The organism is Nocardia amikacinitolerans NBRC 108937 (genome assembly GCF_001612615.1).
Taxonomy (GTDB): Bacteria; Actinomycetota; Actinomycetes; order Mycobacteriales; family Mycobacteriaceae; genus Nocardia; species Nocardia amikacinitolerans.
This window is the reverse complement of sequence record NZ_BDAU01000021.1, coordinates 1-22,475: the sequence shown is the minus strand read 5'-3', so window position 1 is coordinate 22,475 and position 22,475 is coordinate 1. Positions and strand designations below refer to the sequence as shown.

Below are 22,475 nucleotides of genomic sequence, written 5' to 3'. Positions count from 1 at the left end.
TTTGAGATTCGGCCTCGGGAGGAGGAGGCCGGACACCTTCGATGATCGGGATGGGACATATGTACGTTGACCTGTTGACCAATGCCAGCCTGCTGGATCCGTCCGTGTGGGCGAGCCCGGACACCTGGACAACGGCGATGGAATACTCGGCCAAGAAAAAGAAGAGCAACAAGGGCCTGCTCTTCGGCGGCATCTGCTGCCTGCTCGTCGTCATCGCCATCGCGGTGGGCATCTACCTCCTGCTCAAGAAGCGCAAGAAGAACGACCAGCAGCCCCCGACCGGCCAGCCCCCGTACGGCCAGCCGGGCCAGCCGCCCTACGGCCAGCCCCCGTACGGCCAGCCCTGACCGGCTCCGCCACTCGAAAAGCCCGGGCCGCGTAGCCGACCCGGGCTTTCGAGTACGCCGGGAGGCGACCGCCAAGGCCACCGAGGCCCTTGCTGGAGCCGCAATCAGATCCGATCGATCTTGGTCAGGTCGATGTCCATCTTGAAGGGCACGCTGAGATTCAAACGCTCGTGATGAATCCCGGTGAGCGCGTATGCGCGCGTCGCAGGATCGAGTTCGTATACGTAGACCACCGGACGGCCGTCCGTGTTCTCTACGCGCCAGAAGTGCGTGATGCCGGCACCGGCGTAGAGCTGGGGTTTGCGCTCGCGGTCACGGAAACGTGACTCGGCGGAGACGACCTCGACCGCCATGACGACGTCCTCGGCCTGGTATGCGGTGAGGTCGGGACCACCGTCACGATCAGCGAGAACCACGACGACGTCGGGTTCAGGACGCTGATGTCGCCCAAGTGTCACCGTCATCTCCCGCCGCACTCGGAGATGTTCCGGCACGAACCGCCTCAGCTCGGCATCCAGCAGCGTCGTCATCAGCACGTGAAACTTCGCCTGCGGGCTCACGAAGACGAGACTTCCGTCGATCAACTCGGTGTGCGGTGGCAGGTCGGGCAAGCGATCCAAGTCCTCGGCGACGAACCCGCCGGGCGGCGGGCGCAGCCACTGCGGGAAGGGTTCGACGGTCATGGCTACGAGTATGTCACCGGTTTCGTCTCGGTGTAATCAATGGACTCGATGCAAGTAGACCGTGCGGCGGCCAGGGAGAAGACCCCGGCGCGAGGTGGCTGAACTCGTGGGGCAGAGTGGGTGGGTGCAGTTGATTCTCGTTCGTCATGCTCAGCCGGTTCGGGTGTCGAATGCGGCCGGACCCGCGGATCCGGAGTTGTCGGAGGTGGGGCGGGAGCAGGCGGAGCGGGTGCCGGGGGCGCTGAGCCACCATCGGATCGCGCGGGTGCTGAGCAGTCCGCAGCGGCGGGCGCGGGAGACCGCGGCGCCGACGGCGGCCAAGCTGGGGCTGCCGGTCGAGATCGTGGACGACCTTGCCGAGTACGACCGCGACCTGCCCGCGTACATCCCGATCGAGGACGCCAAGCTGGAGTTCCGCGACACCTACGACCGGATCAAGGCCGGGTATCTGCCCGAGCAGATCGACGGCCCCGCGTTCGTACACCGGGTGCGCGAGGTCGCGACGGAGATCGCCGCGAACACCGACCCGGCCGACACCGTGCTCGCCTTCGCGCACGGCGGCGTGATCAACGTGCTGCTCCAAGAAGTGCTCGGCCTGCCTCGGCCGCTGACCTTCCCGATCGACTACTGCTCGATCACCCGAATCCTGTTCTCCCGCACCGGCCGCCGCACCGCCGCCACGGTGAACGAGAACGGGCACGTGTGGGACCTGTTGCCGCGCAACATCGATCGCTGATTCACAGGGACAACCCGCCGTTCACAGCCGACTACCAGACTCGTCGCACCGCGGTCACAGCGCCGCCGCCTTCGATGGGAGTCGTGAGTCACCGCGACTCACGCTCCGAGAGAAGGGAATTCCGAGTGCTTTCCAAGACGAACATGCGCCGAGGAGCGATCCGGGTCGCCGTGGCGGGCGCCCTGGTGACGATTCCGCTCGCCGCCGTGGCCGCCACCGCGAGCGCGGAAGCGCCCGCCGAGGCCGCCCAGGTGCAGCAGGTGTCCGAGGGCATCGCGCTCGAGGGCGCCGATGTCAGCCGTCCGCATCCGGGCGACGGGTTCCCCGCCAGGCCCGGCCCCGGCGGACCGCGGGTCGAGTTCCGCGGTCCCGAGCACGACTTCCCCGGCCACGGCCCGCGCGTCTTGTTCCGCGAGGCGCTTCCGCCGACCGGCTCGTTCGGCAGCAGCTAGCGCGGGCGAACGGCGAAGGCCCCCTCCCGCGCGGGGAAGGGGGCCTTCGCCGCGGCCCCCGGGAATCAGGCCACCGTTTACGAATCGGGTGGTTGCCGCGCCGCCGACAGCGGCGGAATCGCGGCGTGGCCCGCCGCCGTCAACTTCCGCGACGGATCGAGTGGGATTTTGTTATCCGCCGACGGCCGCCGAATCGCAGCGTCGCCCGCCGCCGTTAACCAGAACAACGGATCGAGTGAAAATCGTTGCCCACCAATACCACCCGCAGAATCGCGCGAGAGCGCTCCACCGTTAACGACGGCCGGAGATTCAAAGAAACGCCCCTCGGCTCACAGCCGAATACCAGACTCGTCCTATTCGGGTCATAGCACCGAGGCCTTCGATGGGAGTTCGTGAGTCACCTCGACTCGCGCTCTGAGAGAAGGAGTTCCGATGTTTTTCACATCGAACATGCGCCGAGGGGCCCTCCGGGCGGCCGTTGCGGGCGCGATGATGACCATTCCGCTGGCCGCGGTGGCGGCGACAGCCGGTGCGCAAGCGCCCGAGGCCGACGCCGCACGGGTTCAGCAGGCGACGGAGAGTCCAGCGCTGGAGCGCACGGACGTCAGCTATCCGCACAATTCGGGAAATCACGGGTTCCCAGGTCGGCCGGGCCACAACGGCATGGATTCGCACGGGTCGGGCTACTCCGTCTACTCCACCTCACCAGGTACGGGTCCTCACACCTACCAGGAAGTGATGCCACCGACCACGTCCGGCGACCGTGGTTGATCCGGCGACGACGAAGGCCACCATCCCGCAGCGGAACGGTGGCCTTCGTCGTGGCTTACGGACCGATCAGGCCATGCCCGCGATCCAGTTGTGCATCCAGGAGATGGCGGTCTGCCCGCCGCCGACCGAGTAGCTGCCGTACACGGTGTGCGCCTGCGAACGGTAGAAGCGCTCCAAATCCTTGGCCCGCTGCTGGTTCGCCGTCTCGGTGAGCTGCGACTGCAAGACGGGCACGCCGCCGTGCGCCATCAGATCGTTGATGATCGCGCCCGCCTCGAGCTGGTACCGCCAGATGTTGGCGGGGTTGGCATCCGAGCTCTGGGCGAGGAAGCCCGCGAACCGGGTGACGAAGTCGTCGGTCGCGGTCGCGCAGTACAGGTCGTCGACGGCGCAGATGGTGCGCGTGCGATCGCTCAGCCAGCCGAAGCCGCCGACCCGGGGTCCACCGGCGCCCGCGCCCTGCGCGACGGGGCCGACCTGGATGTCGGTCGGCGAGCGGCGCGGATCGGAGATCAGGCCGACGCCCGCGACGCGATGGGCCGGGACCACGCCGAGGCCGGTGCCGATCTCGGCCGCGAGATCACCGGCGGCGTCGGCGCCCTGGCTGTATCCGACGAGCGCGAACTCCGTCGCACCGCAACGCCTGGCCATGTCACCGATCAACCCGCGCGCGGCGCTGACCGCTTCTTTCTTCGAGTTGCCGTAAACCTCGCCCTCCCAAGGGAAGGCGGTCGCGGCGTAGGTCACGTAGTCGACGTCGACCGAGCGCGGCAGGTTGCGGGTGACGCCGGACAGCATGCCTGGCTGCGGCGTCTTGTCGTGGCCGGTCTCCCACGTGCCGGGAATGGCCACCACGTGGAGGCTGGGGCAGTTGTCCGCCGCGGCGGTCCCACTGCTGCCCATCACCAAGCCGGACGCAATCGTCGCGGACGCGCCGAGGGCCGCGACAAGCTTCTTCAACTGCATACTGCTCCAGTTCACACCCTGGCCCCGGTTGTGTGGGGCGTCCCCGTCGAGTTGCCGCTCACATGCTGGACTCCACGAATGTCGTTCCAGTGCACGGAGGGTTAACTCGAGCTACCCGCCGTTTACGACGTGCGCGACGACCCCCGGATCCCGCGGCCCGCCGCACGCCGAAGATCACAATAGGGCCCGCGCGCCGCAGATGCCATTCGGGCCACGCCGATGTCCGATTTCAGCGAGCAAACGTGCGAAGGCGCCCGTGGACGAGTTGTCCACGGGCGCCCCGCGTTTGCGTTGTTCGATCGACGCCTGGCCGATCAGCGCTGGTTTCGACCAGAGCCGGTTTCGATCAGCGCTGGGCGACCATCGTCGGCGTCACCGGCGCGGGCAGCGCGGTCTCGCCCTCGAGGAACTGGTCGACCGCGGCGGCCGCGGCGCGACCCTCGGCGATGGCCCACACGATCAGCGACTGACCACGGCCCATGTCACCGGCGACGAAGACGCCGGGGATGTTGGTGGCCCAGTTCTTGTCGCGCTGGACGTTGCCGCGCTGGTCGTAGCCGACACCGAGATCGGTGAGCAGGCCCGGCTTCTCGGGTCCGACGAAGCCCATGGCCAGCAGCACCAGATCCGCCTCAAGGGTGAAGTCGGTGCCGTCGACCTTCTCGAAACGGCCGTTGACCATCTTGACCTCGTGCGCCTCGAGACCGGTCACCTTGCCGTCCTTGCCGACGAAACGCTCGGTGTTCACGGAGAACACCCGCTCGCCGCCCTCCTCGTGCGCCGAGGAGACCCGGTACATCAGCGGGTAGGTCGGCCACGGGGTGGACGCGGCGCGCTCCTCCGGCGGACGCGGCATGATCTCGAACTGGTGCACGGACTCCGCGCCCTGGCGGTGCGAGGTGCCGAGGCAGTCCGCGCCGGTGTCGCCGCCACCGATGATGACGACCTTCTTGCCCTTGGCGTGGATCGGCGGCAGGCCGTCGGCGTCGGTGACGTCGTCGCCAAGCTGCACCCGGTTGGCCCATGGCAGGAACTCCATCGCCTGGTGGATGCCCTGCAGCTCACGACCCGGGATCGGCAGGTCGCGGGCCAGGGTGGCGCCACCGGCCAGCACGACCGCGTCGAACTGCTCGCGCAGCTGCTCGGCGGTGATGTCCACGCCCACGTTCACGCCGGTCTTGAAGATGGTGCCCTCGGCCTCCATCTGCGCGAGACGGCGGTCGATGAAGCGCTTCTCCATCTTGAATTCCGGGATGCCGTAGCGCAGCAGGCCGCCGATGCGGTCGGCGCGCTCGAACACGGTCACGGTGTGACCGGCGCGGGTCAGCTGCTGGGCCGCGGCCAGACCGGCCGGGCCGGAACCGACGACGGCGACCTTCTTGCCGGTGATGCGGGTCGGGTAGACCGGGGTCACCCAGCCCTCGTCGAAGGCGTTCTCGATGAGCTCGACCTCGACCTGCTTGATCGTCACCGGGTCCTGGTTGATGCCGAGGACACAGGACGCCTCACACGGCGCCGGGCACAGGCGACCGGTGAACTCCGGGAAGTTGTTGGTCGCGTGCAGGCGATCGATGCCCTCCCGCCACTGGCCCTTGTACACCAGGTCGTTCCACTCGGGAATCAGGTTCCCGAGCGGACAGCCGTTGTGACAGAACGGGATACCGCAGTCCATGCACCGGCTGGCCTGGGTCTTCAAGGTGTCCTTGGAGAAGTTCTCCTCGTAGACCTCTTTCCAGTCCATCAGGCGCAGCGGAACCGGACGCCGCTTGGGCAGTTCCCGCGAGGTGTGCTTCAGAAATCCTTGTGGGTCAGCCACGTGCGGCCTCCATGATCGCCTCGTCCACGTCCTTGCCGCTCTTCTCAGCTTCGGAGATGGCGAGCAAAACCTTCTTGTATTCGCGCGGCATGACCTTGACGAAGTGGTTCACCTGCTGCGACCAATCGCTCAGGATGCGATCGGCGACAGCCGAACCCGTCTGGTCACGGTGCTCGGCGACGATGTCGTGCAGCCAGGTGAAGTCGTCACCGGACAGCTGCTCGATCGCGTCGCTCTGTTCGGGGTTGACCCGCGCGGCGAACGTGCCTTCCGGGTCGTAGACGAACGCCACACCGCCGGACATACCGGCGCCGAAGTTGCGCCCGGTCTCGCCGAGGATGACCACCCGGCCGCCGGTCATGTACTCGCAGCCGTGGTCGCCAACACCCTCGACCACCGCGGTGGCGCCCGAGTTGCGCACGGCGAACCGCTCGCCGACCACGCCGCTGATGAACGCCTTGCCGCTGGTCGCGCCGAACAGGATCACGTTGCCCGCGATGATGTTCTGGTCCGCGACGAAATCGGCGGGCGCGTTCTGCGACGGGCGCACGACGATGTGACCGCCCGAAAGACCCTTGCCGACATAGTCGTTCGCGTCACCCTGCACGCGCAGCGTGATGCCGGCGGGAACGAAGGCGCCGAAGCTGTTGCCCGCGGAACCGGTGAACGTGATGTCGATGGTGTCGTCGGGCAGGCCGGTGCCGCCGTACAGCTTGGTCACCTCGTGGCCGAGCATGGTTCCGACCGTGCGGTTCACGTTCGTGATCTTGGTCTCGAACTTCACCGGCTTGCCGCGCTCCAGCGCGTCCCGGCTCTGCGTGATCAGCTGCTGGTCCAGCGCCTTGTCCAGGCCGTGGTCCTGCGACTTGGTGCAGCGGCGGTCCTGGGACATGAACGCCGTCTCGACGTCGTCCAGGATCGGCGACAGGTCCAGCTTGCTGGCCTTCCAGTGCTGCTTGGCCTTGGAGGTGTCGAGCATGTCGACCCGGCCGATGGCCTCGTCCAGCGTGCGGAAGCCGAGCGAGGCCAGCAGTTCACGGACCTCTTCGGCGATGAACATGAAGAAGTTCTCGACGAATTCCGGCTTGCCGGTGAAGCGTTCGCGCAGCACGGGGTTCTGCGTCGCGACGCCGACGGGGCAGGTGTCGAGGTGGCAGACGCGCATCATGATGCAGCCCGAGACCACCAGCGGCGCGGTCGCGAAGCCGTACTCCTCCGCGCCGAGCAGCGCGGCGATCACGACGTCGCGGCCGGTCTTCATCTGACCGTCGACCTGCACCACGATGCGGTCGCGCAGACCGTTCAGCAGCAGCGTCTGCTGGGTCTCGGCGAGGCCGAGCTCCCAGGGACCGCCCGCGTGCTTGAGCGAGGTCAGCGGGGACGCGCCGGTGCCGCCGTCGTGGCCGGAGATCAGCACGACGTCCGCGTGCGCCTTCGACACACCAGCGGCGACGGTGCCGACGCCGGGCTCCGCGACCAGTTTCACGTGAATCCGCGCCTGCGGGTTCGCGTTCTTCAGATCGTGGATCAGCTGCGCCAGGTCCTCGATCGAGTAGATGTCGTGGTGCGGCGGCGGCGAGATCAGGCCGACGCCCGGCGTCGAGTGCCGCACCTCGGCGACCCACGGGTACACCTTGTGCGCGGGCAGCTGGCCGCCCTCGCCCGGCTTGGCGCCCTGGGCCATCTTGATCTGGATGTCGGTGCAGTTGGTCAGGTAGTGCGCGGTCACGCCGAAGCGGCCGGAGGCCACCTGCTTGATCGCCGAACGACGCCAGTCGCCGTTCTCCTCGACCTCGAAGCGAGCCGGGTGCTCGCCGCCCTCACCGGAGTTCGAGCGGCCGCCGAGCCGGTTCATCGCGATCGCGAGGGTCTCGTGCGCCTCGGCCGAGATGGAGCCGTAGCTCATCGCGCCGGTGGAGAACCGCTTCACGATCTCCGAGGCGGGCTCGACCTCGTCGATCGAGATCGGCGCGCGCTCACCGGACTTGAACTTGAACAGGCCGCGCAGCGAGGCCAAGCGCTCGGACTGGTCGTCGACCAGCTTGGTGTACTCCTTGAAGATCGAGTACTGGCCCGAGCGGGTCGCGTGCTGCAGCTTGAACACGGTGTCCGGGTTGAACAGGTGGTATTCGCCCTCGCGACGCCACTGGTACTCGCCGCCCACCTCGAGCTCGCGGTGCGCGCGCTCGTTGCGGTTCTCCAGGAACGCGACCCGGTGCCGGGCCGCGACCTCGTCGGCGATCTCGTCGAGGCCGATGCCGCCCAGGTGTGAGCGCAGGCCGGTGAAGTACTCGTCCACCAGGTCCTGCGACAGACCGATCACCTGGAAGAGCTGCGCGCCGTTGTAGGAGGCCAGCGTGGAGATGCCCATCTTGGACATCACCTTCAGCACGCCTTTGCCCGCCGCCTTGTTGAAGTTGGCGACCGCCTTGCGGAAGTCCGTCTCCAGGCTGCCGGTGCCGAGGTCGAGCGCGCCGCGCTCCAGCATGTCCTCGATGGTCTCGAAGGCCATGTACGGGTTGATCGCGGCCGCGCCGAAGCCGACCAGCATGGCCATGTGGTGCACCTCGCGGGCGTCACCGGCCTCCACGATCAGGCCGACCTTGGTGCGGGTGCGCTCGCGCACCAGGTGGTGGTGCACCGAGGAGGTCAGCAGCAGCGACGGGATCGGCGCCAGCTTCTCGTTGGACTCGCGGTCGGAGAGCACGATGATCCGCGCTCCGCCGTCGATGGCCGCCGAGACCTGGGTGTTGATGGCCTCGAGCGCCTTGCGCAGGCCCTTGCCACCCTTCTTCACCGGGTACAGGCCGCGCACGACCACCGAGCGCAGCTCGGGACGCGAGCCGTCGTCGTTGATGTGCACGAGCTTGGCCAGCTCGTCGTTGTCCAGGATCGGCTGCTCGATGGCGATCTGCTTGCACGACTCGGGGCCGGGGTGCATCAGATCGGCCTCGGGACCGATGTTGCGCTTGAGGCTGGTGACGACCTCTTCGCGGATCGCGTCCAGCGGCGGGTTGGTCACCTGCGCGAACAGCTGCGAGAAGTAGTCGAACAGCAGGCGCGGGCGCGAGGACAGCACCGCGATCGGGGTGTCGGTGCCCATCGAGCCGAGCGCCTCGAGGCCGGTCTTGGCCATCGGCGAGATCAGCAGGTTCAGCTCTTCGGTGGTGTATCCGAAGATCTGCTGGCGGATCAGCACGCGGTCGTGCGACATGTGCACGTGCGGGCGGTCCGGCAGATCGGCGAGCCGGGTCACGCCCTCGTCCAGCCACTGCTGGTAGGGGTGCTCGGCGGCGAGCTCGGACTTGATCTCGTCGTCGGTGACGATGCGGCCCTTGGAGGTGTCGACCAGGAACATGCGGCCCGGCTGTAGTCGGGCCTTCTTGACGACCTTGGACTGGTCGATGTCGAGCACGCCGACCTCGGAGGCCATCACGACGAGGCCGTCCTCGGTGACCCAGATACGGCTCGGCCGCAGGCCGTTGCGGTCGAGCACGGCACCGATGACGGTGCCGTCGGAGAAGCACACCGACGCGGGGCCGTCCCACGGCTCCATCAGCATCGAGTGGTACTCGTAGAACGCCCGCCGCTGCGGGTCCATGTTCTCGTTGCGTTCCCAGGCCTCGGGAATCATCATCAGCACCGCGTGCGGCAGGCTGCGGCCGCCCAGGTGCAGCAGTTCCAGCACCTCGTCGAAGCGGGCCGTGTCGCTCGCGCCGGGGGTACAGACGGGGAAGATCTTCTCCAGGCGGTTCTTGCCAGCGGAGTCGGTACCGAAGACGTCGCTGTTCAGCAGCGCCTCGCGGGCCCGCATCCAGTTCTCGTTGCCGGTGACGGTGTTGATCTCACCGTTGTGCGCAACCCGGCGGAACGGGTGCGCGAGCGGCCACGAGGGGAAGGTGTTGGTGGAGAAGCGGGAGTGCACGATGCCAAGCGCGGACTCGACACGGTCGTCCTGCAGGTCCAGGTAGAAGGCGCGCAGCTGGGGCGTGGTGAACATGCCCTTGTAGACGAAGGTCTGGCCGGACAGGCTCGGGAAGTACACCGACTCCTTGCCGACGGCGCCCTCGCCTGCGCCCTGCGAGCCGAGCTCGTGCTCGACGCGCTTGCGGATGACGTAGGCGCGACGCTCCAGGTCCATGCCGGACAGCTGCTCGGCGGCGCCCTTCGGCGAGGCGATGAAGATCTGGCGGAAGGTCGGCATGGCGTCGCGCGACAGCGCGCCGAGCGACGAGTCGTCGATCGGCACCTCGCGCCAGCCGAGAACCTCGAGGCCCTCTTCCTTGACGATCTTCTCCACGCCGTAGGCGGCGCGCGCGGCTTCGCGGCGGGCCTGCGGGAGGAAGGCGATGCCGGACGCGTAGGCACCTTCGGCAGGCAGCTCGAAGTCCACGATCGCGCGGAAGAAACGGTCCGGGATCTGGATGAGGACGCCCGCGCCGTCGCCGGAGTTCGGCTCGGCACCGGCGGCACCACGGTGCTCCAGATTCAAGAGTGCCGTAATAGCCTTGTCGACGATGTCGCGGCTGCGGCGGCCGTGCATGTCGACGACGAACGCGACGCCGCAGGCGTCGTGTTCGTTCGCCGGGTCGTAGAGACCGATGGGTCCAGGTGACCTGTGGCCAGGAAGTTGCGTCATGCCTCTGCCTTCAAGAAAGTGGCCTTCGAAGAAAAAACGGCCTTTCGTCGAACGCCTCCGTCAAGACTGCGCCCGTACGTTCCGGAATCCAGCCGCGCTGATGGTCTTCCGGCGTGCAGTCACGTCTCCAGTTGTCCACCCGCGATGGATACGTAGTGGGTGCTAGTCGGTAACGGAACGCTTACGTGTTCCTTACCTCCGTGCGGGTGCTCGCCCGCTACTCTGGGCACCTACTTGGTGAGCCCGAGCGGGCGATGGTGCCGAACATTTCGTGTTCGGCGTAAGAGCAAACGATAAGTCAGGTCCGGGGCCCAACCAACTTAGGTAGCACTAATAACCTGGTCTAGCTGGGCTTCTTCATTACGGTCCTCCACGTGTGCGCGTCGTCCAGTGTAAAGCAGCGGATGGACCTGGATCGATCCCCCGGCACTCGGTGCCGGGCGGCGGCGATGGGCCACCGACAGAGCGTCCGACAAGGCTCTTCAGCCCCGAGAACAGGCGCTCACCTGCATCGAAGATGATTTCCCCCGGCCGGAGGACGGCAAACCCGTTGTGCCGCGGCTAACTCGTCAGCGGCCTGGATGAGATATTTCCGACAGGGGTGTGACAAGCCTCGGACGGTATCCGACCGTCCGGGTTCTTTTGCCCCCTGTGGCTTTCAGCACATTTTCAGCAAACAAGATCAGTAATTTTCGACACAACGCACCAGCGCCTACTGACACAGCGCACCAGCGCTTATCGACACAGCGCCGACGCGGCGCGAATCAGGGCCAGCCGGTGCAGCGGATCGGCGGTCGCGAAGTGCGCGAAAACGCCGTGCGCCAACCGTTCCATGCAGTCCGGTGCGGCGAGCTCGACGCGGTGCTCGGCCAGCTGATCGATGATCGCCGTGTTCAGCCGATCGATGGTCGGGCGGACGTCGGTCAGGTCCGGCGGCGTGGCGGGGGCGGCGGCGGGATCGAACCGCCAGCGCGCGATGAGGCCGTACTGCACCGTCTTGCTCGCCTCGATCTGGCCGAAAAACACCTTCCTGACCCAGTTTTCGGGCAGGCCGTGCGCGGCGCCGAGGCGGGCCATGGCGTCGTAGACCTCCGCCTCGCGCTCCGGGTCATCGATCTTCGGTGCCGCTCCATCGCGCGCTGCGTCTGCCCACTTGGCGGCGGCGACGGCGTCGGCGGTGTCGAGCCGCTGCGCGACCAGCGCGACGAGCGGATCGAGCGGATCGGACACCTGCTCGCCGGGGACCGGCCTGGCGCTACCCGCGGTCCACACGAGCAGTGCCGCGCACAGCAGTGCCACCGCAAGTGCGCGCATGCTCCCACCCGTTCGTCCGACAACGCATCACCCTGCCAGGTTAAGGCGAAGCGACGGCCCTCGCGCCGACTCACGCCGGCCCTTCTGAGCCGAAAACGGCCCGCCGGAAACCACTTTTCTGTGAGCCTCGACACATCCGCCCTGCCGTACTCGGTGTGTCGGGCAGACGCCTGTCACGCTGGGACAACGAATCTGTGACAGTTTCGCCAAGCTGCCAAACGACTGGGACGAGGATGTGAGATCCCCATGACCGTCACCGGCTTGTTCACCTGGCTCGGCGGAGGTCAGAGCGGTGAACTCACCGAACGCCACGAACACGCAGGCTATGCCGTCACCGGAGCGGCCGTCGCACTGTTCGCCCTGGTAGCGGGTGTCGTGACGACGTTGGCGCTGGCCGCGACCGACGGCTGGCCGCTGCTCGCCATCGTGCCGCTCGCGCTGATCGTCGCACTGATCGCGGGCACCGTCGGCCGTGCCCTCGCCACCGCACGGCCGGGGCGGATGCCCGACCGGCTCGGGCTGGCCGGACGGATCGCGGTGGCCGTGGTCACCGGCGTGCTGCTCGCCGAACTCGCGAGCACGGCGCTGTTCGACGGCTCGGTGGATCGGGTGCTCGACGAAAAGTCGCACGCGGCCGTCGAATCCGCGTCCGCGGTGGCCGCCGCGGGCGCCGAGCTGAACCGTGCGCGCGCCGACCGGACCGCGCTCGACCAGACCATCGCCGCCGCGCAGGCCGATATCGACCGCATGCTGGTGATCGCCCGGTGCGAGTTCAACCCGACGCCGGAGTGCCCGCAGACCAGGATCACCGGCGTGCCGGGCCGCGGCCCCGAATCGCAGACCGCCAACGAGATGCTCCAGGACGCCCGCGACCGGCACGCCGCGGCCCTCGACCGCGCCGGGCAGCTGGATCAGCGCCTTGCCGAGGCCGAAAGCGCAACGGCCGCAGCCCGATCCGTCGCCTTCGCGGACGGCGATCGCGGTCTCGGCGCGCGCTGGGTGGCGATGAACGACCACACCGCGACATCGGGCGGCGCGCTGCTGCGCCTCGCCACACTGCTCGCCTTCGTGCTGCTCGCCCTGCTTCCGCTGCTGCTGCGCTGGTGGCGCGGCGAGACCTCGTTCGACCGGCACGCCGCCGCGCGCGCCGTGGTCGATCGCGCCGAACGCGAGGCCGAGGCGGCCATCGCGATCAAGCGCGCCGAGGTTCGCGCCGAAGCGGAGAATCTGCGCGCCGAACAGCAGCTCACCGCCGCAAGGCTCGCCGTGGAGGCCGACACCGCCATCGACAGGGAGCGTCAGCGCACCAGGATCATCGCGGCCATCGGCGGGCTGGAGATCGGCATCACCGGCCTTGACGAGCCGACGCCACACGCACTGCCAGCCGCACCGGCTGCCGACCGAAAGGACAGCTCCGTGTCTCAGGACGGGATCGTGACACCGAACCTGCCCGCGACCGTCGGCGCGGGCGCGTTGGCGCCCGCCGCGAACGCCGGCGCACTCGCCCCGGCTCCAAGCCCGGCGGAACCCAAGGGTGGCGGCGGCCTGGAGCTGCCGATCATCGGCACGGTGCCGTTCACCGACACCGCGGCGCGCTGGATCCGCCCGCTGGTGCCCTCGTTCGTCGCCAACGCGATCGACACCGCGACCCACCCGCTGCGCACGGCGCGGCAGGCCTTCGAAGAGGTGGAGGAGATCACCTTCACGCTGCGCCGCACCAGAAAGGTGACGGTGGACTCGCAGGACTCGCACGGTCCGGCCCAGCAGGCGGTCGCGCCGCCGGTCGGTTACCAGCTGCCGCCCGGGTCGCCTGAGGCGTGGCACGCGCATCGCATCGCGTCGACCGTTGTCGACGCCCACTACCCCCCGCCGCACTATCCGTCGCCGCACGACCCGCGGTACTCCGCGCTGCCGTCCGGCTACGGGCAGCAGGGATACGGCCTGCCGCCGGTCGAACACCGCGACGAACTGGCCGCCCGCGAGCAGCGGGAACTGCCGGGGCAGCGGGGTCAGCGGGAACTTCCGCCCGGTCGCTGACCGACCGAACGTGGGTGCGGTGATCCGACCGTCCGCTGATCGAACGAAGAATGCGGCGGTGACCCGCCCGCCCGCGCGAGGCGGTGTCGTGCGGAGGTCCGATCGTGGCCGCCCAGCCGTTGGGAGACATCCAGCCGAGTGACATCTCACCGTGGGTTCGCGCGCGGCGATCTACTCTGCACGCATGTCGGTGGGTGATGTGACGGCCGGTACGCCCGCGCCGTGGGGTTCGCGGCTACTCGGCTCGGCCCAGGAGTCCTCGGGTGTGCGGCGCATCCGCATCCAGTTGCTGCTCACGATTCCGCTGCTGCTCGCCAACTTCACCGGCATGGTGGTCTCGATCGCCCTCGGCGGGTTCGTGCTGCCCGGCCCCTCGGTGTTCACCCGCGACCTGCTGCTGCTCGACGTGATCGCCGCGCCCGTGTACGCCGGGCTGGCGACGATGTTCGGCGTGTGGTGGGGCACAACACGCGGACTTCGCGCGCTGCGCTGGGCGACCGATCCCGAGCACGTCCCCACCGAGGCCGAGCAGTCCGCCGCGGCGGCGGTGCCGCGCAAGCTGGTGGTGCACCAGGCCATGCTGTGGCTCGGCGGCTTGATTCTGCTGACGACGCTGTATGGGCTTGCCGAGCCGGAGCTGATCGCGAAGATCGCGTTCGCCGTCGGTTTCAGCGCGATCGTGGTGTGCGCGAACAGCTATCTGATCATCGAGTTCGCGCTGCGGCCGGTGACCACCCGGGTGCTGGAGGCCGCGCCCGCCCATCGCCGCCGTGGCATCGGCGTCTTCGGGCGTTCGCTGTTGGCCTGGATCCTCGGCTCCGGCGTGCCCGTCGGCGGGCTGATGGTGATCGCGGTGCTCGCGCTGGCCCGCTCGGATGTGAGCGTCGAGCGGCTCGCCGTGTGCGTGCTCGCGCTGGGCGGGGCGACGCTGCTGTTCGGTCTGCTGCTGATGACCCAGACGCTTGCGGCCACCGTCGCACCGATCCAGGGCGTGCGGCAGGCGATGCGTCAGGTGGAGAAGGGCGATCTGGACGTCTCGCTCGCGGTGTACGACGGCACCGAATTGGGCGAGCTGCAAAGCGGATTCAACCACATGGTGCAGGGGCTGCGCGAGCGCGAACAGATCCGCGATTTGTTCGGCAGGCACGTCGGCCAAGACGTCGCGGACGCCGCGTTGGCGGCCGAGCCGGAGCTCGGCGGGGTGGAGACCGATGCGGCGGCGCTGTTCATCGACATCATCGGCTCGACGACGATGACCGCGACGCGCCCGCCCACCGAGACCGTCGCGCTGCTGAACCGCTTCTTCGGCATCGTGGTCGACGAGGTCGAGCGCTGCGGCGGGCTGCTCAACAAGTTCGAGGGCGACGCGGCGCTCGCGGTCTTCGGAACGCCGAGCCCGCTGCCCGACGCGGCGGGCGCCGCCCTCGCCTGCGCCCGCGCCATCCGCGCGCGCCTCGGCGAGATCCCCGAGCTGACCGCCGGTCTCGGCGTGGCGGCGGGACGTGTCGTCGCCGGGAACGTCGGCGCCCACCAGCGCTACGAGTTCACCGTCATCGGCGACGCCGTCAACGAGGCCGCGCGGCTTTGCGAACTCGCCAAACAGGATTCGGCGTTGCTGCTCGCCTCCGGCGCGACGGTCGACGCCGCCGAGGCGACCGAGGCCGACCACTGGAAACTCGGCGAGTCGATCACCCTGCGCGGCCGAGTCACCCCGACCACCCTCGCCCGCCCCCACTGAGCCGACGCTCGCCGCACCGGGTTTCACGCGCGCCGACGGCTCGGTCACCTCGCACGGCCGGGTCACGCCGACGACCGTTCCGAATCGCTCTGCCGCCGTCGCTACGGAACGCGCCGCGGTCGCACCGAAGCGATCATCCGACCGCGAACGCGACGGACTCGCACCCCCGAGCCGAGTGCGAGTCCTCGCCGATTCACTACTGCGCCGCGCGCAACCGGAACGCCACGACGGCGGCGATCAGCAGCACCGCGGCGGTGCCGACCGCGGCCAGGTGGATGCCGGAGACGAAGGCCTCGTGCACCGAGAGCAGGAACGTCTCGGCCGCGGCATCGGGTAGCTGGCGGGCGAATTCGGTGGCGGCGCCAAGGGATTCGCTCGCCGCGGCCGCGGATTCGCCGGGTGCCTGGGACAGGTCGAGGCCGTTGCGGAAGATCGCCATGACCACGCTGCCGAGCAGCGCGACACCGAGGGCGATACCGGTCTCGTAGGCGGTCTCGGAGACCGCCGCGGCCGCACCGGCCCGCTCCACCGGCGCGGAGCTGACCACCAGGTCGGACGAAACCGTCAGCGCGACAACGACACCCGCGCCGATACCGAGGAACCCGAGAACGAACGGAAGCGTGCTCGTCGCGACGTCGGGGCTGAGCCAGAGGAACAGCACCGCGCCGAACGCCGCCGTCACCAGCGCGCCCGCGAGCACCGCGCCCGGCCGCCAGCGCCGCACCAGCCAGGCCGCCGCCAGCGAGGCGACAACGCTGGCCGCCAGACCCGGCAGCAACAGCAGCCCGGCCTGCAACGGCGACTTGCCGAGCACCAGCTGTAGATACTGCGAACCGAAGAACAGCACACCGGCCAGCGCGAACACCGCGAGCAGGTTGGTCACCACCGCGGTGCGAAACCTGGGCAGCGCGAACAGCTTCAGATCCAGCATCGGATGCGCCAGCCTGCGCTGCCTGCGCACGAACAGCGCGCCCGCGAGCACACCGACCGCACCGACGAGGACAAGCCTCGTGCTCGGACCGTGCGCAGCGACTTCCTTCACCGCGTACACGATCGGCACCAGGGCCAGCATGGACAGCGCCGCGCTCGGCAGGTCGAAACGGCCGGGGTTCGGGTCGCGCGATTCCGGGACGAGCACCGGGCCGAGAGCCAGCAGCACCAGCATGACCGGCAGGTTCACCAGGAACACCGAACCCCACCAGAAGTGCTCGAGCAGCCAGCCGCCGATCAGCGGACCCGCCGCGGCGCCGCCGCCTGCCATCGCGCTCCACACCGCGATCGCGACAGTGCGCTGGCGCGGATCGAGGAACATCGCCCGGATCAGGCCGAGGGTGGCGGGCATCAGTGTCGCGCCCGCGACGCCCTGCAGCACGCGGGCCGCGATGAGCATGGCGGGCGAGACCGCCCACGCGGCGACCACGGACGCGAGGCCGAAGCCCGCCGCGCCGATGAGCAGCAGCCTGCGCCGCCCCACGCGGTCGCCGAGGTTGCCCATCACGACGAGCAGACCGGCGAGCACGAAGGAGTACACGTCGATAATCCACAGCAGCTGCGGCGTGGTCGGCGCGAGATCGGCGCTGATGGCGGGGACCGCGAGGTCGAGGACCGTGGCGTCGACCGCGAGCAGCAGCAGGGCGAGCGCGAGCACGGCGAGGCCCGCCCACTCGCGCGCGGTGGCGCGCGGCGGGGCGGTTCTCGTTTGCGATGCGGCGGTCGTGGGTTGGGCGTTCATTGGCTTTCTCGACTTTCGTCGTCGAAGGATGTTTACCGTCCAGACGGTATAGTATAGGACCTTACCGTCCAGCCGGTATAGTCGAGACCCGTGACGGCAAACACCCGCGACCGGATCCTGGACGCACTCGAGACGGTGCTGTTGGAAAAAGGCATGTCCCAGGTGACGCTGGAGAACGTGGCCGCCGCGGCCGGCGTCTCCAAGGGCGGGCTGCTCTATCACTTCAAGAGCAAGGACGCGCTGCTCGCCGGTTTGGTCCGCCGCCTCGGTGATCGCGCCACCCAGCAGCTCGCCGACGCGCGCGCCAAAGGCAGCTCGGTCGCCGAGTGGTTCCTGCAAACGCCGAATCCGGACAACGCCGCCGACGCGGTGGAACTCGAGCTCTACCGTTCGATGCTCGCCGCCATGCGCACCATCGACGCCAGCCCCGGACCCGAGGCCGGTGAGGTGCAGCGGGCGCTCACCGAGATGATGAACTCCTGGTCGGACGGGTTGGACACCGAGATCGCCGACCCGGTACACGCGGACATCGTCCGCCTGGTCGGCGACGGGGTTTATCTACGCGCCCTGCTCGGGTTTCCGCCGATCGACCCGGAGCGGTACCGCCGCGTGCTGGAACGCCTGCTGCCACGCTGACGCGAACCGGATCGGCGCTGCCTCCTCCATCGCCGACGCCCGGCCGCGGTGTCCGATCGCGCGGCCGGGCGGGGCCTACGTGGTTACGCTGCGCTGCCTCCTCCAGCCCTGACGCCCGGCCGCGGTGTTCGATCGCGCGACCGGCCGGGGCCTACGTGGTTACGCTGCGCTGCCTCCTCCAGCCCTGACGCCCGGCCGCGGTGCGCATTAGACTCGGCCGCGTGTTACCAGCCGCTGACCCGGCCGGTGCCGTCGGGGCGGGGAGCGATCCGGTACCAGGGTCCCCTGGAACGACGGTGCCGATCCGGCCGCTGACCTTCCGCGAACTGCTCGACCTGCCGTTCGCCCTGATCCAGGCCAACATCGCCACGCTGGCCGGTACGGCGGCGGCCGGACTCGTCGCGGCCGAGGTCGTCGTCGTGGTGATCACCGGAAGCGTCTCCAACGCGACCGACGGGTCCGACGTGGGCACCGCGTGGGCGGCGATCCTGTCGACTGTGGTCTGCGCCTGGTTCCTTCGGCTGCTGTTGCGCGGCGTGACCGTGCCCATCGGCTTGGCGAGCATCGCGGGCGAGCGGATCGGGTTGCGGTCCGCGCTGGTCCGGCTGCGCGGCGTCGCGCCCGCGCTGCTGATCGCCCAGGTGCTGTTCTCGGTGATCGGCGTCGCGGTGTTGGTCGGCGGCGGCATTCTGATCATCACCCTTCCCTTCGCGGTGGTCTGGCTCGGCTACCTGCGCGCCAAGCGGTTCCTCGTCGCGCCGGTGCTGTTCGCCGAGCACGGCTCGCACGGCGACGCGGTGCGCCGCACGAATCTGCTTGTCGCGGGGACGGAATGGCCGCTGACGGGGCTGTGGTTGTGCCAGCGCTGCCTGTTCACGCTGCTCGCCGTTCCGCTGCTGGCGATCCCCTGGTTCGTCTCGGACTTCTCCGGCACCCACCGCTGGCCGGTGATCGTGCTGCTCACCGCCGCGGCCCTGCTGCTCGTCGCTTTCGGCGAGATCGTGGAGGCGAGTACCCGCGTGGTGACCTACATCGATCTGCGGTGCCGCCGTGAAGGACTCGACATCCGGATACCGTCCGGAGCCGCGTACGGGCATGCGGGCGCCGCGTCATCCGGGCGCGCGGTCGCCGAGCCATTCGGGCGCGAGGACGCGCGGTGACGCACCCCGAGACTCCGCCGCCCCCGCGTCTCGGCCCCGCCGCCGACCATCGCGCCGCCGCCGAGGAAGCCGCCCGGCGCCGCGACTACGACCGCGCGCTGCGCGAACGGTTTCGCGCCGTCCTGCGCGGCATGGAACAGCACGGCGTGCTGGAAGTCCGGCGCTCCAGGACGGCCGACGAGACCGTCGACGACGTCTCGGCCGTGCTGCCGCTGGAGGTGACCACCGAACTCCAGCCCGCCGCACGCAGTTTCGACGAGGTCGTCTACGGCGGCCGCGCGGCCACCGAGGACGAGTACCGCAGGCTCGAATACGCCGACCGCTTCTCGGCCGCCGCGCCACCGCCCGCCGCCGAGCCCGTCGAACGGGAGGTCGCGGAGGCCGCGCCGCGCACCCGCAGGAAGCTGCCGCCGCTGCCGGATCTGCTGCGGAATCCGAAGTTCTGGGCGACGCTCGCCGCGGTGGCCGTGCTCGCACTGCTGCTCTACGGCGCCATGCAATCCTGCGGCGCGCCCACGGCGCCGAAACCGCCGCCCGACCTCCCGCCGCCGGACCCGCCGCCCTCCGACAACGACATCGACCGGCCCGACATCGTCGGCCAGGATTCGATCTTCTCCCGATTGCCCGCGCCGCTGGCCTTCGGCGGCTTGCAGTTCCTGATCGCCCTCGCGCTGCTGATGTGGTGGCGGGCCCGGCGGCGCGGCGCGCTGGTCGGTGAACCGCGCCCGGTGGAGGTCGCGGCCAACGAACTGCTGGCGGGTCAGGCCGCGCTGTACCGCAAGTCTCATGATCACGAGTACGTCGCCGCCAAACTGCGCGCGGCGACCTTGCGCAGGCTGCGGCCGCTGCTCGGGGTCGGCGCCGACGCGCCGCCCGAAACGCTCGTCGCCGCCATCGCGGCCCGCAGCGGCGTGGATTCGCATCTGGTCGGAAGCGCGTTCTTCGGGCCGGTGCCCGACGCGGGCGCGCTGCACATCGTCGCCGCACAACTGGAATGGATCGAAACGGAGGTCGGATGACCACGGACATCCCGAAGGCCGTCACCGCCGAGCAGGCCGGTGCGGCGTTCGGCGCGCTGCGTGCCGAGATCGGCAAGGCGGTCGTCGGCAACGACAACGCGGTGATGTACCTCGTGCTCGCGCTGCTGTGCCGCGGCCACGTGCTGCTCGAAGGCGTGCCTGGCGTGGCGAAGACGCTGCTCGTGCGCGCGCTGGCGACCGCACTCGATCTGGACTACGCGCGGGTGCAGTTCACCCCCGACCTGATGCCCGGCGACGTCACGGGATCGCAGATCTACGACCCGCATTCGGCCGAGTTCACCTTCCGGCACGGCCCGGTGTTCACCAATCTGCTGCTCGCCGACGAGATCAACCGGACGCCGCCGAAAACGCAGTCGGCGCTGCTGGAATCGATGGAGGAGCGCCAAGTCTCGGTCGACGGCAAACCGCAGCAGCTGCCCGATCCGTTCGTCGTCGTCGCCACCCAGAACCCGATCGAGCAGGAGGGCACCTACCCGCTGCCGGAGGCGCAGCTGGACCGGTTCCTCTTCAAGGTCGACATCCAATTGCCCAGCCGCGACGACGAATTCCGTGTCCTGCAACGGCACGCCGCCGGTTTCGACCCGCGTGATCTCGCGGCGGCCGGGCTGCGACCGGTGGCCGGGCCCGCGCACATCACCGCCGCGCGGGCTGCCATCGCCGAGGTGACGATCAGCCCAGAGGTGCTGGCTTACACCGTCGACCTGTGCCGGGCGACCCGCACCGCGCCCGCGGTGCAGCACGGCGCCTCGACGCGCGGCGCGACCGCGCTGATGGCGGCCTCGCGGGCTTTCGCGTGGCTGAACGGGCGCGGTTTCGTGACGCCAGACGACGTGAAATTCGTTGCGGTGGCGGTGTTGCGCCACCGGCTGCACCTGCGGCCGGAGGCCGAGCTGGACGGGGTCACCACCGAAGGCGTCATGTCCGCGCTGCTCGGCTCGGTCCCGGTTCCGGTCTAGCCGTGGTCGTCACCGGTCGTCTGGTCGCCGCCGCAGCGTCGCTCGGATTGTTCGTCGCAGTGGTGCTGCCGTCCTGGTACGGGGTCGCGCTGGCGTGCTCCGTGCTCGCGGTCGCGGTACTCGTCGACCTGGCCGCGGCGGGCACGGCACGCGACCTGACTTTGACCAGGCCGGAATTGACCACCGTGCGCCAAGGCCGCACCGCCGAAGTAGAGCTCACCGTCGTGAACACCGGCGCGCGGACCGTGCGCGGTCTGCTCTGGGACGACTGGCCGCGCAGCGCGCGCACCGAAAACCGCAGGCACACCCTGGAACTCGCGCCCAACACCAAAGTCCGGCTGCGCACCTCGCTGCGTCCGGCGTATCGCGGCGACCGGGTCGCCGGTCCGGTGACGCTGCGGCTGCTCGGCCCGCTCGGCATGGCGGGCAGGCAGACCAGGCGCACCGTGCCCGCCCGGGTGCGCGCGCTCCCCGCCTTCCGCAGCGAGCGACTGATGCGCTCGAAAGTGAAGCGGCTGCAACACCTCGAGGGACGCAACGTCGCCAACACCCGCGGCCAAGGCAGCGAATTCGATTCGTTCCGCGAGTACGTCGCGGGCGACGACGTGCGTTCCATCGACTGGCGCGCCACCGCCCGCGCCACCGACGTGCTGGTGCGCACCTGGCGCCCGGAGCGCAACCGGCACGTGCTGATGCTGCTGGACACCGGTCGAGTCAGCGCGGGGCGGGTCGGCGACGGTACCCGTCTGGACGCCGCGATCGAGGCCGCGCTGCTGCTCGGCGGATTGGCCGCGGCGGCGGGCGACGGCGTCGACCTGCTCGCCTACGACCGGACCGTGCGCACCGAGGTACGCGGCGTGCGCGGCAACCGCCTGCAACTCCAGCTCATGCACGCGCTGGCCGGCGTCACACCGGCGCTGGTCGACACCGACAGCGCGGGCCTGGTCCGCGCCACCATCGAACGCGCCCGCCGCCGCAGCCTGGTTGTCTGGTTCACCAGCCTGGACGGCGCCGCCGTCGAGGAGAACCTGCTCCCGGTCCTGCCCGTGCTCGCGCACCGCCACCGCGTCCTCATCGTCTCGGTGATCGACCCCGACATCGCCGCGGCCGCCACCAGCCGCGACGACGTCTACGCCGCGGCTGCCGCGGAAACCGTCCTAGCCGAACGCGCCCTCGTCCAGGAATCCTTGCGCCGCAAGGGCATCGCGGTGGTCTCCGCACCCCCGGACCGCCTGCCCGAGGCCCTGGCCGACGAATACCTCGAACTCAAACAATCCGGCTCCCTCTGAGTTCGGAGTCCGCAACCCGCGAACACGCCTCGCAGGGGCGGCCTGTAGGGAGTCGAATCAGCCTGCGAGGAGGGTGGGCGGAGCCTGACAATCCGCCAGCGCGAGCGGCTGCGTGAAAGCGACTGCGCGACACGAACGAAGCCCGGCACAAGCGGCGCGTGAG

The 22,475-nt window shown here is 69.4% G+C and carries 17 protein-coding genes; 11 read left to right on the top strand and 6 right to left on the bottom strand.

The features are described from left to right. Window positions 1-50 precede the first annotated feature (50 nt). Window positions 51-347 (top strand): hypothetical protein, encoded by a 297-nt coding sequence (locus tag NAM01S_RS17255; protein ID WP_157107774.1) that lies wholly within the window; start codon window positions 51-53, stop codon window positions 345-347. A 104-nt stretch (window positions 348-451) separates the two neighbouring features. On the opposite strand, the gene NAM01S_RS17250 is transcribed toward NAM01S_RS17255, so the two are convergent. After that, on the bottom strand, window positions 452-1,030 hold the full coding sequence (locus NAM01S_RS17250) for a Uma2 family endonuclease (RefSeq protein ID WP_067786460.1): 579 nt from the start codon (window positions 1,028-1,030) through the stop codon (window positions 452-454). A gap of 124 nt (window positions 1,031-1,154) precedes the next feature. On the opposite strand from NAM01S_RS17250, the gene NAM01S_RS17245 reads away from it, so the two are divergent. The 3 genes from NAM01S_RS17245 (at window position 1,155) to NAM01S_RS17235 (ending at window position 2,989) form a co-directional block, all read left to right on the top strand. Beyond that, a complete protein-coding gene (locus NAM01S_RS17245) occupies window positions 1,155-1,766 on the top strand; it encodes a histidine phosphatase family protein (RefSeq protein ID WP_067786458.1) in 612 nt (203 codons plus the stop codon). A gap of 125 nt (window positions 1,767-1,891) precedes the next feature. Further along, on the top strand, window positions 1,892-2,218 hold the full coding sequence (locus NAM01S_RS17240; RefSeq protein WP_067786456.1) for a hypothetical protein: 327 nt from the start codon (window positions 1,892-1,894) through the stop codon (window positions 2,216-2,218). Window positions 2,219-2,650: 432 nt separating this feature from the next. Beyond that, entirely contained in the window at window positions 2,651-2,989 is a 339-nt protein-coding gene (locus NAM01S_RS17235) for a hypothetical protein (protein WP_157107773.1), read from the top strand. 66 nt (window positions 2,990-3,055) lie between these two features. Here the strand turns inward: NAM01S_RS17235 and NAM01S_RS17230 are convergent, their stop codons facing one another. From NAM01S_RS17230 to aroQ, 4 genes are all read right to left on the bottom strand, one after another. Next, window positions 3,056-3,955 carry a cutinase family protein gene (locus tag NAM01S_RS17230; RefSeq protein ID WP_084483033.1) on the bottom strand — a complete coding sequence of 300 codons (900 nt, stop codon included), beginning with the start codon at window positions 3,953-3,955 and terminating at the stop codon, window positions 3,056-3,058. Window positions 3,956-4,301: 346 nt separating this feature from the next. After that, complete coding sequence (locus NAM01S_RS17225; protein ID WP_067786452.1) at window positions 4,302-5,771, bottom strand: glutamate synthase subunit beta; 1,470 nt, start codon at window positions 5,769-5,771, stop codon at window positions 4,302-4,304. Then, complete coding sequence (gltB, locus tag NAM01S_RS17220) at window positions 5,764-10,410, bottom strand: glutamate synthase large subunit (protein WP_067786450.1); 4,647 nt, start codon at window positions 10,408-10,410, stop codon at window positions 5,764-5,766. Before gltB ends, NAM01S_RS17225 begins: the two co-directional genes overlap by 8 nt. 735 nt (window positions 10,411-11,145) lie before the next feature. After that, the gene (gene aroQ / locus NAM01S_RS17215) at window positions 11,146-11,724 is read right to left on the bottom strand and encodes a gamma subclass chorismate mutase AroQ (RefSeq protein ID WP_067786448.1); all 579 of its coding nucleotides are present in this window, start codon (window positions 11,722-11,724) and stop codon (window positions 11,146-11,148) included. Window positions 11,725-11,970: 246 nt separating this feature from the next. Here aroQ and NAM01S_RS17210 point away from each other — a divergent pair, with 246 nt between their 5' ends. Both NAM01S_RS17210 and NAM01S_RS17205 read left to right on the top strand, forming a co-directional pair. After that, a complete protein-coding gene (locus NAM01S_RS17210; protein WP_067786446.1) occupies window positions 11,971-13,761 on the top strand; it encodes a DUF4407 domain-containing protein in 1,791 nt (596 codons plus the stop codon). Between the two features lie 184 nt (window positions 13,762-13,945). Then, window positions 13,946-15,499, top strand: coding sequence for an adenylate/guanylate cyclase domain-containing protein (locus NAM01S_RS17205; RefSeq protein WP_067786444.1), 1,554 nt, complete (start codon window positions 13,946-13,948; stop codon window positions 15,497-15,499). A 196-nt stretch (window positions 15,500-15,695) separates the two neighbouring features. Here NAM01S_RS17205 and NAM01S_RS17200 read toward each other — a convergent pair whose 3' ends face one another. Further along, window positions 15,696-17,231 (bottom strand): MFS transporter, encoded by a 1,536-nt coding sequence (locus NAM01S_RS17200; protein ID WP_067786443.1) that lies wholly within the window; start codon window positions 17,229-17,231, stop codon window positions 15,696-15,698. Between the two features lie 90 nt (window positions 17,232-17,321). Here NAM01S_RS17200 and NAM01S_RS17195 point away from each other — a divergent pair, with 90 nt between their 5' ends. From NAM01S_RS17195 to NAM01S_RS17175, 5 genes are all read left to right on the top strand, one after another. Beyond that, window positions 17,322-17,867 carry a TetR/AcrR family transcriptional regulator gene (locus tag NAM01S_RS17195; protein WP_067786441.1) on the top strand — a complete coding sequence of 182 codons (546 nt, stop codon included), beginning with the start codon at window positions 17,322-17,324 and terminating at the stop codon, window positions 17,865-17,867. A gap of 221 nt (window positions 17,868-18,088) precedes the next feature. Then, complete coding sequence (locus NAM01S_RS17190) at window positions 18,089-19,027, top strand: hypothetical protein (protein ID WP_174554818.1); 939 nt, start codon at window positions 18,089-18,091, stop codon at window positions 19,025-19,027. Next, complete coding sequence (locus NAM01S_RS17185) at window positions 19,024-20,046, top strand: DUF4129 domain-containing protein (RefSeq protein WP_067786437.1); 1,023 nt, start codon at window positions 19,024-19,026, stop codon at window positions 20,044-20,046. Before NAM01S_RS17190 ends, NAM01S_RS17185 begins: the two co-directional genes overlap by 4 nt. After that, a complete protein-coding gene (locus NAM01S_RS17180; RefSeq protein WP_067786435.1) occupies window positions 20,043-21,023 on the top strand; it encodes an AAA family ATPase in 981 nt (326 codons plus the stop codon). Before NAM01S_RS17185 ends, NAM01S_RS17180 begins: the two co-directional genes overlap by 4 nt. A 2-nt stretch (window positions 21,024-21,025) precedes the next feature. Next, window positions 21,026-22,312 (top strand): DUF58 domain-containing protein, encoded by a 1,287-nt coding sequence (locus NAM01S_RS17175; RefSeq protein WP_067786433.1) that lies wholly within the window; start codon window positions 21,026-21,028, stop codon window positions 22,310-22,312. The last annotated feature ends 163 nt before the right edge of the window (window positions 22,313-22,475 follow it).

Bases quoted from the DNA above. Each gene is read 5' to 3' on its own strand.
- NAM01S_RS17250 (WP_067786460.1), bottom strand. From the start codon at position 1,030: ATGACCGTCGAACCCTTCCCGCAGTGGCTGCGCCCGCCGCCCGGCGGG.
- NAM01S_RS17200 (WP_067786443.1), bottom strand. From the start codon at position 17,231: ATGAACGCCCAACCCACGACCGCCGCATCGCAAACGAGAACCGCCCCG.
- NAM01S_RS17180 (WP_067786435.1), top strand. From the start codon at position 20,043: ATGACCACGGACATCCCGAAGGCCGTCACCGCCGAGCAGGCCGGTGCG.
- NAM01S_RS17230 (WP_084483033.1), bottom strand. From the start codon at position 3,955: ATGCAGTTGAAGAAGCTTGTCGCGGCCCTCGGCGCGTCCGCGACGATT.
- NAM01S_RS17235 (WP_157107773.1), top strand. From the start codon at position 2,651: ATGTTTTTCACATCGAACATGCGCCGAGGGGCCCTCCGGGCGGCCGTT.
- NAM01S_RS17255 (WP_157107774.1), top strand. From the start codon at position 51: ATGGGACATATGTACGTTGACCTGTTGACCAATGCCAGCCTGCTGGAT.
- gltB (WP_067786450.1), bottom strand. From the start codon at position 10,410: ATGACGCAACTTCCTGGCCACAGGTCACCTGGACCCATCGGTCTCTAC.
- aroQ (WP_067786448.1), bottom strand. From the start codon at position 11,724: ATGCGCGCACTTGCGGTGGCACTGCTGTGCGCGGCACTGCTCGTGTGG.
- NAM01S_RS17210 (WP_067786446.1), top strand. From the start codon at position 11,971: ATGACCGTCACCGGCTTGTTCACCTGGCTCGGCGGAGGTCAGAGCGGT.
- NAM01S_RS17205 (WP_067786444.1), top strand. From the start codon at position 13,946: ATGTCGGTGGGTGATGTGACGGCCGGTACGCCCGCGCCGTGGGGTTCG.